Origin of the sequence: Sphingomonas aerolata, from assembly GCF_023935825.1 — a bacterium.
In the GTDB taxonomy this organism is placed as follows: domain Bacteria; phylum Pseudomonadota; class Alphaproteobacteria; order Sphingomonadales; family Sphingomonadaceae; genus Sphingomonas; species Sphingomonas aerolata.
In genome coordinates this window covers 2,950,984-2,962,749 of record NZ_CP098762.1, presented here as the reverse complement: position 1 = coordinate 2,962,749, position 11,766 = coordinate 2,950,984, and the positions used below count along the sequence as shown (strand labels likewise).

General features: G+C 66.0%; 13 protein-coding genes. 6 read left to right on the top strand and 7 right to left on the bottom strand.

The window, feature by feature from the left end:
* Positions 1-89 precede the first annotated feature (89 nt).
* Positions 90-542 carry a GatB/YqeY domain-containing protein gene (locus NEF64_RS13355; RefSeq protein ID WP_056405543.1) on the bottom strand — a complete coding sequence of 151 codons (453 nt, stop codon included), beginning with the start codon at positions 540-542 and terminating at the stop codon, positions 90-92.
* 140 nt (positions 543-682) lie between these two features.
* On the opposite strand from NEF64_RS13355, the gene carA reads away from it, so the two are divergent.
* The 4 genes from carA to NEF64_RS13335 all read left to right on the top strand — a co-directional run bounded on the left by carA (position 683) and on the right by NEF64_RS13335 (position 6,800).
* Positions 683-1,957 carry a glutamine-hydrolyzing carbamoyl-phosphate synthase small subunit gene (gene carA, locus NEF64_RS13350; RefSeq protein WP_056405544.1) on the top strand — a complete coding sequence of 425 codons (1,275 nt, stop codon included), beginning with the start codon at positions 683-685 and terminating at the stop codon, positions 1,955-1,957.
* A gap of 304 nt (positions 1,958-2,261) precedes the next feature.
* Positions 2,262-5,594, top strand: coding sequence for a carbamoyl-phosphate synthase large subunit (gene carB, locus NEF64_RS13345; RefSeq protein WP_056405545.1), 3,333 nt, complete (start codon positions 2,262-2,264; stop codon positions 5,592-5,594).
* Between the two features lie 73 nt (positions 5,595-5,667).
* Complete coding sequence (gene greA, locus NEF64_RS13340; RefSeq protein WP_031394601.1) at positions 5,668-6,144, top strand: transcription elongation factor GreA; 477 nt, start codon at positions 5,668-5,670, stop codon at positions 6,142-6,144.
* 5 nt (positions 6,145-6,149) lie between these two features.
* The gene (locus NEF64_RS13335) at positions 6,150-6,800 is read left to right on the top strand and encodes a rhomboid family intramembrane serine protease (protein WP_056405546.1); all 651 of its coding nucleotides are present in this window, start codon (positions 6,150-6,152) and stop codon (positions 6,798-6,800) included.
* Positions 6,801-7,113: 313 nt separating this feature from the next.
* Here NEF64_RS13335 and NEF64_RS13330 read toward each other — a convergent pair whose 3' ends face one another.
* The 5 genes from NEF64_RS13330 to NEF64_RS13310 all read right to left on the bottom strand — a co-directional run bounded on the left by NEF64_RS13330 (position 7,114) and on the right by NEF64_RS13310 (position 9,096).
* Entirely contained in the window at positions 7,114-7,344 is a 231-nt protein-coding gene (locus NEF64_RS13330; protein WP_031395167.1) for a DUF4170 domain-containing protein, read from the bottom strand.
* An 80-nt stretch (positions 7,345-7,424) separates the two neighbouring features.
* Positions 7,425-7,892, bottom strand: coding sequence for a hypothetical protein (locus NEF64_RS13325; protein ID WP_042466851.1), 468 nt, complete (start codon positions 7,890-7,892; stop codon positions 7,425-7,427).
* 67 nt (positions 7,893-7,959) lie between these two features.
* Entirely contained in the window at positions 7,960-8,232 is a 273-nt protein-coding gene (locus NEF64_RS13320; protein WP_052149343.1) for a hypothetical protein, read from the bottom strand.
* On the bottom strand, positions 8,229-8,582 hold the full coding sequence (locus tag NEF64_RS13315; RefSeq protein WP_234387280.1) for a phage holin family protein: 354 nt from the start codon (positions 8,580-8,582) through the stop codon (positions 8,229-8,231). Before NEF64_RS13315 ends, NEF64_RS13320 begins: the two co-directional genes overlap by 4 nt.
* Positions 8,583-8,586: 4 nt before the next feature.
* A complete protein-coding gene (locus tag NEF64_RS13310) occupies positions 8,587-9,096 on the bottom strand; it encodes a hypothetical protein (RefSeq protein ID WP_031393149.1) in 510 nt (169 codons plus the stop codon).
* 153 nt (positions 9,097-9,249) lie between these two features.
* Here NEF64_RS13310 and eno point away from each other — a divergent pair, with 153 nt between their 5' ends.
* Together eno and NEF64_RS13300 are read left to right on the top strand one after the other, a co-directional pair.
* Entirely contained in the window at positions 9,250-10,530 is a 1,281-nt protein-coding gene (eno, locus tag NEF64_RS13305; RefSeq protein WP_031393148.1) for a phosphopyruvate hydratase, read from the top strand.
* A gap of 23 nt (positions 10,531-10,553) precedes the next feature.
* Positions 10,554-10,886 carry an FtsB family cell division protein gene (locus NEF64_RS13300; protein ID WP_042466854.1) on the top strand — a complete coding sequence of 111 codons (333 nt, stop codon included), beginning with the start codon at positions 10,554-10,556 and terminating at the stop codon, positions 10,884-10,886.
* Positions 10,887-10,928: 42 nt separating this feature from the next.
* Here the strand turns inward: NEF64_RS13300 and NEF64_RS13295 are convergent, their stop codons facing one another.
* Complete coding sequence (locus tag NEF64_RS13295; protein WP_056405548.1) at positions 10,929-11,753, bottom strand: alpha/beta fold hydrolase; 825 nt, start codon at positions 11,751-11,753, stop codon at positions 10,929-10,931.
* Between the last annotated feature and the right edge of the window lie 13 nt (positions 11,754-11,766).

Here is an 11,766-nt window from a genome sequence, read left to right as displayed (position 1 = left end):
CAGATAAGAGCAATACTTGCGCTGACGCGCAGCAGAAGCCCCGAGCGCAACACCTCCGCGCCTCCGCGCCTCCGCGCGAAAAAATCTTCTTAGGACAGCGCCGCCTTCACCAGGCCGCTCGCCTTGCTCATGTCCAGCTCGCTCGCATGACGCGCCTTCAGTTCGGCCATGACGCGGCCCATGTCCTTCATGCCGGTCGCGCCGAGCTCGTCCTTGATCTTGAGGATCGCCGCCGTCGTTTCCGCCTCGTCCATCTGGGCTGGCAGGAAGCGTTCGATCACCGCGACCTCCGCGGCCTCGGCGTCGGCGAGTTCCTGGCGGCCGCCGTTCGAAAACATTTCGATCGACTCGCGGCGCTGCTTGACCATCTTCTGGAGCACTTCGATCACCAGCGCGTCGTCGCTTTCGGGTGCCTTGCCGGTCCGCGCCTCGATGTCGCGGTTCTTGATTGCGGCCTGGATCAACGAGATGGCGTTGCGGCTCTCCTTGTCGCCGGCCTTCATCGCGGTGAGCTGCGCGGCCTTGATGTCGTCGCGAATCATATACGGGTCTTTCAGGCGGTTCGGGATAGCCGGACGCGATAGCGCGTCGAGCCAAGGTTTAACAGATTGACGCTGCGGCACGCCGGCCTTAGCGGACACCACTTAGCGACATCGTCAACGTAAAGAGAGTGCCCAGCCTGATGGCCGACGCCCAGCCTACACCCATGTCTTCGGCAAAGCCCGCCGGTGCGACCGGCGTGCTCGTGCTTGCCAATGGCGACGTGATCTGGGGGCGCGGGTTCGGCGCCGAGGGCGAGGCGGTCGGCGAAGTGTGCTTCCACACCGCGATGACCGGCTACCAGGAGGTGCTGACCGATCCGTCCTTCGCCGGGCAGATGATCTGCTTCACCTTTCCGCATATCGGCAATGTCGGTGCGAACCCCGACGATATCGAGGCGGACGACCCGCACGCGCTGGGCATCATCGTCCGCGAGGACGTGACGCAGCCGTCCAGCTTCCGCGCGGTCGAGGGGCTCGATGGCTGGATGAAGCGGCATGCGCGGATCGGCCTGTCGGGGATCGACACGCGCGCGCTGACGCGGCGGATCCGCGTCGGCGGCGCGCCCAACGGCGTGATCGCGCATTCGGCGAGCGGCGAATTCGACGTCGCCGCGCTGCTGGCGATGGCGCGGGGCTGGCCGGGGCTCGAGGGCATGGACCTCGCCAAGGGCGTGTCGACCGAGATGCATTATGGCTGGGGGGATCAGGCGCCGGGCGGCACGTGGCGGCTTGGGTTCGGCTATGGGGAGAGCGGTGCTTCGACTGCGCTCAGCACGAACGGGGAAGGGGATGCGTCGCCTCAATCGTTCGCGCCGGGCGAAGGCGATGCCCCCGTCGCGAGTGCGGCCCGCCCGCATGTCGTCGCGATCGACTATGGCTCGAAGCGCAACATCTTCCGCAACCTCGTCGCCGCCGGCGCGAAGGTGTCCGTCGTGCCCGCCACCGCGACCTATGACGAGGTTATGGCGCTCGCCCCCGACGGCATCTTCCTGTCGAACGGCCCCGGCGATCCCGCCGCGACCGCCGAATATGCCGTGCCGGTGATCCGCGAGCTTCTCGAGACGGGCAAGCCGCTGTTCGGCATTTGTCTGGGCCACCAGCTGCTCGGCCTCGCGGTCGGCGCGACCACGACCAAGATGTTCCAGGGCCACCGCGGCGCCAACCATCCGGTCAAGCGCCTGTCCGACGGCGCGGTCGAGATCACCAGCATGAACCACGGCTTCTCGGTCGAGCGCGACAGCCTGCCGGCGAACGTCCGCGAGACGCATGTGTCGCTGTTCGACGGGTCGAATGCGGGGCTCGAGCTGACCGACAAGCCGGCGTTTTCGGTGCAGTATCATCCCGAGGCCAGCCCGGGGCCGCAGGACAGCCTGTATCTGTTCGAGCGGTTTGTGGGTCAGCTGAGGAACGCATAATGCAGGCGCTCCCCCCTCCAGCTTACCATTGCGTGCAAGCGGCGGACGTAAAATCAGGGTCATCATTCCTAATAGTAAGCGGTGACCCGGCTCAGCTCTCTGCGTTTCTGACCGAAGCGAAGAAGCAGCCGCAATGGACGGTAGAGGCGGACGCTACTGCCAAAGGTATTCGGTTCGCCAGACTGCGCGCTGGTATAAACATTCCCTACCGATCTGTCGGTGGCCTGATCTATTCCGCCCAAACGCGTCATTTGGCCGTAGCGATGACCACTGACCCGCTAATTTGCGAGAATGAAGAGAAATAATGCCAAAACGCACCGACATCTCCTCGATCCTCGTCATCGGCGCAGGACCCATCGTCATCGGCCAGGCGTGCGAGTTCGATTATTCGGGCACGCAGGCGATCAAGGCGTTGAAGGAGGAGGGTTACCGGATCGTCCTCGTCAATTCGAACCCCGCGACGATCATGACCGATCCCGAGCTGGCCGACGCGACCTATGTCGAGCCGATCACGCCCGCGATCGTCGCCAAGATCATCGAGAAGGAACGCCCGGACGCGATCTTGCCGACGATGGGCGGGCAGACCGCGCTCAACACCGCGCTCGCGCTGTTCCATGACGGTACGCTCGAGCAATTCGGCGTGACGATGATCGGCGCGGATGCCGATGCGATCGACATGGCCGAGGACCGGCTGAAGTTCCGCGACGCGATGGACCGGATCGGGCTGGAAAGCGCGCGCTCGGCGATCGCACATACTGTCGAGGAAGCGCTCGAAGGGCTTGAAAAGACGGGGCTTCCGTCGATCATCCGGCCGAGCTTCACGATGGGCGGATCGGGCGGCGGGATCGCGTATAACCGCGAGGAGTTCATCGCGATCGTCCGCAACGGGCTCGACCTGTCGCCGACCACCGAGGTGCTGATCGAGGAATCGCTGCTCGGCTGGAAAGAGTATGAGATGGAGGTGGTGCGCGACCGCAAGGACAACGCGATCATCATCTGCTCGATCGAGAATGTTGATCCGATGGGCGTCCATACCGGCGACTCGATCACGGTCGCGCCGGCGCTGACGCTGACCGACAAGGAATACCAGATCATGCGCAACGCATCGATCGCGGTACTGCGGGAAATCGGTGTCGAAACAGGCGGTTCGAACGTCCAGTTCGCAGTCAATCCGAAGGACGGCCGGCTCGTCGTCATCGAGATGAACCCGCGCGTGTCGCGCTCGTCGGCGCTGGCGTCGAAGGCAACGGGCTTCCCGATCGCCAAGGTCGCGGCCAAGCTAGCGGTCGGCTACACGCTCGACGAGATCGAAAACGACATCACCGGCGCGACGCCCGCGAGCTTCGAGCCGACGATCGACTATGTCGTCACCAAGATCCCGCGCTTCGCATTCGAGAAGTTCAAGGGTGCGTCGAGCACGCTCGGCACCGCGATGAAGTCGGTCGGCGAGGTGATGGCGATCGGCCGCAACATCCACGAATCGATGCAGAAGGCGTTGCGTGGGCTCGAGACCGGGCTGTCGGGCTTCAACCAGGTCGACCATCTGGTCGGCGCGCCGCGCGCGGAGATCGAGGCGGCGCTGGCCGTCGCGACCCCCGACCGGCTGCTGGTCGCCGCACAGGCGTTGCGCGAGGGCTTCACCGTCGCCGAGGTGCACGCGATCGCGAAGTATGATCCGTGGTTCCTTGAGCGGATCGCCGAGATCATCGCGGCCGAGGCCGAGGTGATGAAGGACGGGCTGCCGATCGACGCGCCGGGCATGCGGCGTCTCAAGAGCATGGGGTTCAGCGACAAAAGGCTCGCCTGGCTCGCGCTGCAATCCGCCAATCTGCGCGGCATGAACCGCGGGATCGCGCGCGGGTCGGGGCTGATCCACGAGGTCGTCAAGGCGATGACTGGTGGCGTGACCGAGGAGGAGGTGCGCCAGCATCGCCTGAAGCTCGGCGTGCGGCCGGTGTTCAAGCGGATCGATACCTGCGCGGCGGAATTCGACGCGAAGACGCCGTACATGTACTCGACCTACGAGGCGCCGAGCTTCGGCGAGCCCGAGAACGAGTCCGCGCCGACCGACCGGAAGAAGATCGTCATCCTCGGCGGCGGGCCGAACCGGATCGGGCAGGGGATCGAGTTCGATTATTGCTGCTGCCATGCGTGCTTCGCGCTGGCGGATGCGGGCTATGAGACGATCATGGTCAACTGCAACCCGGAGACCGTGTCGACCGATTACGACACCAGCGACCGGCTGTATTTCGAGCCGCTGACCGCCGAGGACGTGCTCGAGATCCTGCATGTAGAGGCGTCGAAGGGCGAGCTGGTCGGCGTGATCGTGCAATTCGGCGGGCAGACCCCGCTGAACCTCGCGCGCGCGCTGGAAGCGGCCGGGATCCCGATCCTGGGGACGACGCCCGACGCGATCGATCTGGCGGAGGACCGCGAGCGGTTCGCGGCGCTGATCACCAAGCTGGGGCTGTTGCAGCCTGCCAACGGGCTTGCACGCAGCCGTGACGAGGCGGTCGCTGCGGCCGAGCGGATCGGTTATCCGGTGCTGATGCGGCCGAGCTATGTGCTCGGCGGGCGGGCGATGGAGATCGTCGATACGCTGGGGCAGCTCGAGCATTACATCGCGACCGCGGTGCAGGTGTCGGGCGACTCGCCGGTGCTGATCGACCAGTATTTGCGCGATGCGATCGAGGTCGATGTCGACGCGATCTGCGACGGGACCGATGTCGTCGTCGCGGGCGTGCTGCAGCATATCGAGGAGGCGGGCGTCCATTCGGGCGACAGCGCCTGCTCGATCCCGCCTTATTCGCTGTCGGCGGAGATCGTCGCCGAGATCGAGCGGCAAACGGTCGCGCTCGCGCATGCGCTGTCGGTCGTGGGCCTCATGAACATCCAGTTCGCGGTCAAGGACGGGCTGGTCTACCTGATCGAGGTCAACCCGCGCGCATCGCGGACCGTGCCGTTCGTCGCCAAGGCGATCGGTGCGCCGATCGCCAAGATCGCCGCGCGCGTGATGGCGGGCGAGCAGCTGAAGGACCTGCCCAAGATCGACCGGCATATCGATTATTATGCGGTGAAGGAGGCGGTGTTCCCCTTCAACAAGTTCCCCGGCGTCGATCCCGTGCTGTCACCGGAAATGAAGTCGACCGGCGAAGTCATGGGAATCGATCCCGATTTCACGATCGCCTTCGCCAAGGCACAGCTGGGGGCGGGGACGATCCTGCCGACCAAGGGCAGCGTCTTCGTCAGCGTGAAGGACAGCGACAAGGCGATGATCGTCGAGGCGGTCAAGGCACTGGTCGACACCGGCTTCTCGATCGTCGCGACCGGGGGCACTGCGGAGCATCTCGCCCGCGCCGGCCTGCCGGTGGAGACGGTCAACAAGGTCGCGCAGGGACGGCCACATATCGTCGACCGGATCAAGGACGGCGACATCGCGCTGATCTTTAACACGACGGAGGGGTGGCAGAGCCTGAAGGACTCGCAGCCGATCCGCGCGTCCGCGCTCGGCCAGCGGATTCCCTACTTCACGACCGCCCCCGCCTCGCTCGAGGCGGCCAAGGCGATCGCGAAGCTTTCGACGCACAGCCTTGAAGTACGGCCCTTGCAATCCTATTATTCGCAGTCGCACAACTGATCCCGACATGAGAGCGTGATGTGTGAGCGGGCCGCGTAACGGCTTGCGTTGGGTAATGAATTGGGGACGAGATATGGCGACCGTCGAAAAGATGCCAATGCTGCAAGAGGGCTATGAGACGCTGTCCGCGGATCTGAAGCGCCTCAAGGCCGAACGCCCGACGATCGTCGATGCGATCGAGGAAGCGCGGGCGCATGGCGACCTGTCGGAGAACGCCGAATATCACGCCGCCAAGGAGCGTCAGGGCCAGGTCGAGGCCTCGATCTCGGACATCGAGGACAAGCTGAGCCGCGCGCAGATCATCGACCCCAAGGAGCTTTCGGGCGACAAGGTCGTGTTCGGCGCGACCGTTACGCTGCTCGACGAGAACGACAAGCCGGTGAAGTACCAGATCGTCGGCCAGACTGAGGCGAACGCCAAGACCGGCCGGATCTCGTACAACTCGCCGCTGGGTCGCGGGCTGATCGGGCGCAAGCTCGACGAAGAGGTCGAGGTCACGGTGCCCGCCGGCGAGCGCTATTACGTCGTCTCCAAGATCGAGTTCATCTAGGCATCATGACATTTTTCGAGACGCGGGCGACGGCGATCATCACGATCGTGACGGTCGTGATCTCGGGGCTTTTGCTGGTGACCGGCGCGCTGCCCTATTGGGTGGTGAATGCGGGCTTCATCCCGCTTCGGCTGACCGAGCTCGGCATGGCGGGCGGTCACAACTTTGCGATCCCCGCCTGGGCGACGCCGCTGACCGCGGCGCTGCTCCATGGCGGCTGGGCGCATCTCGCGCTCAACCTCGTCATGCTGGTCTATTGCGGACAGTTCGTCGAGCGGGCGATCGGCACCATGCAGATCGTCGTCCTCTACATCGTCGGCGCGTATTTCGCCGCCGCCGGGCAATGGGTGCTCGATCCCCGATCGATCGCACCGATGGTCGGCGCCAGCGGCGCGATCTCGGCGGTCGTGGGCGCCTATGCGCTGCTCTATGGTGAGCGACGCGCGCGCGCGATCGGACCGGTGCCCGCGGGGGTCGTACACGTGCTGTGGCTGGCCGCGGCGTGGATCGGCATCCAGCTGATGATGGGGGTCGCGGGGTTCGGCGCGTCGGTGGGGGCCAATGGGTCGATCGCGGTCGGCGCGCATATCGGCGGGTTTCTGGCGGGGCTGGTGCTCGCGCGGCCGTTGTTGTTGTGGCGGTACCGCACGGCCTGAGGGGCCGGGTGCTGGCGGTTTGCGTGTTGCAGTCGCCTCAAACGCTTCCGTCATCCTGACGAAAGTCAGGATCCAGAGCCACAAACGACACGCCCCGTAACCCTGGATCCTGACTTTCGTCAGGATGACGGGGGTGGGGACGAGCCGGCAGGCAGGTGACGCTGGATGGCGTTTGCGGCTCTGGGTCCTGACTTTCGTCGGGATGACGGATTGGGGATTGCCGTCCTAAGCCAGCCATAGGGCGTAGAGGCTGTGGGCGGTCGGGCACCGGGTGCCGACCGCGGTCCGGGCCGCCTCGTCGCCGTGCGGCGTGTTACGCCGTTGGGGTGGTGGTCAGGTTCGGCTCGAGCATGCGGTGGAGATGCACGACGACGAACTTCATCTCGGCATCGTCGACCGTGCGCTGCGCTGCAGCACGCCAGGCCTTTTCGGCGCTGGCATAGTCGGGGAACACACCGACGAATTCGATCTTGCTGAGGTCGTTGAAATCCAGGGTGCGCGGGTCGCTGACGCGGCCGCCGAATACGAGATGAAGCTTGCTCATGCGCTGCTGTCCTTGGAATGGGGGTTGCAGACGCCCTAGCGTGTTCGACCCGCGCTTTGAACCCTTTGCGGACCGGTCCTTTAGCCGGGGGTCTTTTGCGAAACGGCCTTCGCACCTGCGGTACCCGCGGTGGTCAGCGCCTTGACGATCCCCTCGACGAGACCCTTGGCCTGGCCACGGGCATTGTCCTTGGTAAGGCCGAGCTCGCCGAGCTCCGACTGGCCGGCCGCCTTGGCGGCGGCGGTGGCGGCGATCGCGGTCTCGCCGAGACGCTTGCCGAGCGGCGCGAGCAACGACTTCTCACGTGCCGAGCGCGGGATCAGCACACCCGCGAGCGCACCGACGACCAGGCCGCCGACGAGAATGCCGAGCGGGTTGGATTCGAGGCTGTTGACGGTACGACGTGCGGTTTCCTTCGACGCGTCGAGCGCCTCGGCGGCCTTGTCGCCGGCGTCGTGATATACCTTTGCGGCGGTGTCGCGAACGGTGTCGAGACCCTCGCGCAGGCGATGTTCGGCGTTTTCGATCTTGGTGTGGGCGTCGGTCATGGGACGGTCCTTCTGATTTCCGGCGGCGCCATCGGGACGCGGCCGGGACAATATGGTTGGGGCGCGATCAGCGTCCGCGGCGAAACAGTCCGACGATACGGTGACGGGCGAGAAACAGGCCCGCCACAGCCGCGGCGCCCGCGGCGGGACCGGGGTTGCGGCGTACCGTCTCGACACTGGCATTGAGCGCGGCGGTGCCGACATCGGCAACGTCGCGGCTGGCGTTGAGCGCCAGCCGACGCGGATTGAGGCGGTCCTGCAACTGCCCGATCGTCATCATGACGCGCTGGCGGGCGAGGGCCGCTTCGATCTCTGCGGCGGCGACTTTGGCGGATGTCATGTGGCGGGCTCGCTTTCGGGCTTAAGCTTCGACTTGCCGACCATCGCGAGCGCGCCGGCAATCGCCAGCACGACAAGGACGACGATGGCCGTCGCCCATCCTGGCCCCACCAGCGTCGCCAGCGTCAAGATCGCACCGACCAGAAGTGCGATCAACGCGGCCAGCGCCAACACCCCGGCAATGGCGAAGAACATCGCCGCCGATTTGTACGCCGTCGCCGTCTCGCCGAACTTTGCCTTGTACACCGCAATTTCCGCGGTCGCGAGCGCGCGCGTCTCGCCGGCCAGACGGCCGACGACCGCGGTCAGGCTTTCCTCACCATCGAGCGCAAAGGGGATGGGATCCGCCAAGACCTCAGTCCTTCGGGTTTGCATCGATGCCCGACTGGACCAGTCGTGCCACGACGAAGCCGAGGGCCGCGGCCGCACCGACCGCAACGGCGGGCGACTTGCGGACCAGTGCGGTGACGTCGTCGACCAGTGCGTCGATGTCCTTGCTACGGACCTGCTCGGCGAAGCCCGAGACGCTGTCCGCGGCGCTGCGGGCATAGCCGCCATATTGCGCGCCGAGCTTGTCATCGACCTGCGCAGCGGCGTCGGTCAGCAACTGTGCGACCTGCTCGAGCGCGGTGCCGGCGCGGGCCTTGCCGTCCTCGGCGAACAGACGCGCCTTGTCGGCGGCCTGCTGGCCATATTTGCTCGCATTGTCCTTGATCACCTGCTTGGCCTCGGTCGCCTTGGTGCCGGTGGTGTCAGCGGCGTCGTCGAGCCGCGTGACGCCGCCCTTCAGCGGCTCTGCGATGGTGGCAGTGCCGGCGGCGGCGACATCGCCTGTGGTCATCGGCTGTGCGTCGGTATCGGCCATGGTCGTCCCTTTCGAAATGCTACGCCCTCAACACCGGTGCGCAGGCACGGTTCCCCTAGTCGGCCCGATTGCCCGATATGACGCGAGGCGGTAGAGGCAGCGCGAACGTCCCGGGCGATCGACCAGCTTGGGGATTTGTAGGAGCATCGTTACGTGACCGCAATCATCGACATTCACGCCCGCCAGATCCTCGATAGCCGGGGCAATCCGACGATCGAGGTCGACGTCCTGCTCGAGGATGGCAGCTTCGGCCGCGCCGCGGTGCCGTCGGGCGCCTCGACCGGTGCGCACGAGGCGGTCGAGAAGCGTGACGGCGACGCCACGCGCTGGGGCGGCAAGGGCGTCGACAGCGCGGTCGACGCGGTCAATGACGAGATCACCGACACGGTGCTGGGCATGGACGCGGAGGACCAGTCGGACCTCGACCGCGCGATGATCGAGCTCGACGGCACCGAGAACAAGGCGCGGCTGGGCGCGAACGCGATCCTGGGCGTCAGCCTGGCCGCGGCCAAGGCGGCCGCCGAAGCGCGCGGCCTGCCGCTGTACCGCTATGTCGGCGGCGTCCAGGCGCATCTGTTGCCGGTGCCGATGATGAACATCATCAATGGCGGCGAGCATGCCGACAACCCGATCGATTTCCAGGAATTCATGATCGTGCCGGTCGGCGCGTCGAACATCCTCGAGGCGGTGCGCTGCGGCTCGGAGATCTTCCACACGCTGAAGAAGGGCCTGAGCGCGAAGGGCCTGTCGACCAGCGTCGGCGACGAGGGCGGCTTCGCGCCGAACATCGGCAGCACGACCGAGGCGCTCGACTTCATCATGTCGAGCATCGAGAAGGCCGGCTACAAGCCCGGCGAGGACGTGATGCTCGCGCTCGATTGCGCCGCGACCGAGTTCTACAAGAACGGCAAGTACGACATTTCGGGCGAGGGGAAGATCCTCGAGAGCGCCGAGATGGCCGAGTATCTCGCCGACCTGACGCGCCGCTATCCGATCTTCTCGATCGAGGACGGCATGGGCGAGGACGACTGGGAGGGCTGGAAGACGCTCACCGACCTGATCGGCGACAAGGTCCAGCTGGTCGGCGACGATCTGTTCGTGACCAACCCGAAGCGGCTGAAGCGCGGGATCGAGGGCGGCTATGCCAATTCGCTGCTGGTGAAGGTCAACCAGATCGGCACGCTGACCGAGACGCTGGAAGCCGTGTCGATGGCACAGCGCGCCAAGTACACCGCGGTCATGTCGCATCGCTCGGGCGAGACCGAGGATTCGACGATCGCCGACCTCGCGGTCGCGACCAATTGCGGGCAGATCAAGACGGGCAGCCTTGCGCGGTCGGACCGGCTCGCCAAGTACAACCAGCTGATCCGGATCGAGGAAGAGCTGGGCGACGCGGCGCGCTATGCGGGTCGCGACATCCTGATCGGCGGCTGATAGGCTAAGACCCGGAGGACGGCATGGCGCGCACGACGAGCACGACGAAGAGCACCAAATTGCGGCGGACGATGCGCAAGGCCGCCTGGCCTGCGCTGGGGCTGACGCTGATGGCGTTCTTCGGCGCCTATGCCGTGCTCGGGCCGAACGGGATGTTCGCGTACGGTGATTACAAGCGGCAGCTGGCGAAGCGGGAGCGCGACTATGCCGTGCTCGACCGCAAGCGCGAGGTGCTCAAGAACCGGGTAGCGCTGCTCAACCCGGATCATGCCAATCCGGACATGGTCGACGAGATGGTCCGCAAGGAGCTGAACGTTGCGCACCCGGACGAGGTGATCGTGCCGCTGGGGAACTGAACTACGATCCTCCCCCTTGCGGGGGAGGATTGGCAGGCGGGGTTACCGGCCGAGGAAGCGCAGCAGGTCCTGCGTGAAGCGGTCGCTTTCGGTGAGCGTGAGCCCGTGCGGGGCGCCGTCATATTCGACCAGCTGCGAACCCGCGATGCCCTTGGCCGCGGCGCGGCCGGTGGCGTCGATCGGGACGGTCTTGTCGGCGGTGCCGTGGACGATCAGCGTCGGCACGCGGAACGCGGCGAGGTCGGCGCGGAAGTCGGTATGGCCGAACGATTCGGCGCAGGCGAGCGTCGGGCGCAGCCCCGCCTGCATCGCCAGACCCCAGACCCAGTCGACCATCTCGTCGCTGACCGGCGAGGTGATGAACCCGACGCCGAGGAACTGCTGCAGGAAGGTGCGGAAGAAGGCGGGGCGATCCTCCTTGATCCCGGCGCCGATGCTGGCGAGCGTCGCTTCGGGGACGCCGTGGGGATTGTCGTCGGTCTTGAGCATATAGGGCACGACCGAGGCGATCAGTCCGGCGGCGATCACGCCCTTGCCGTCGTGGCGGCTCATGTAGCGCGCGACCTCGCCGCCGCCCATCGAAAAGCCGACCAGCGTCGCGTCCTCGGTCGCGCCGGTCGCGGCCATGACATCGGCGAGATCGTCGGTCAGCGTGTCATAGTCATAGCCCGACCAGGGCTGGCCCGACCGACCGAAGCCGCGGCGGTCATAGGCGATCGCGCGGAAGCCCGCCTCGGCCAGCGCCATCGCCTGCGCATCCCAGCTGTCGGCATTTAATGGCCAGCCATGCGTGAGGATGACGGGCCGCCCGCTGCCCCAGTCCTTGACGTAAATGTCTGTACCGTCTCGGGTTTTAATGAAGGGCATGTCAATCTCCGGG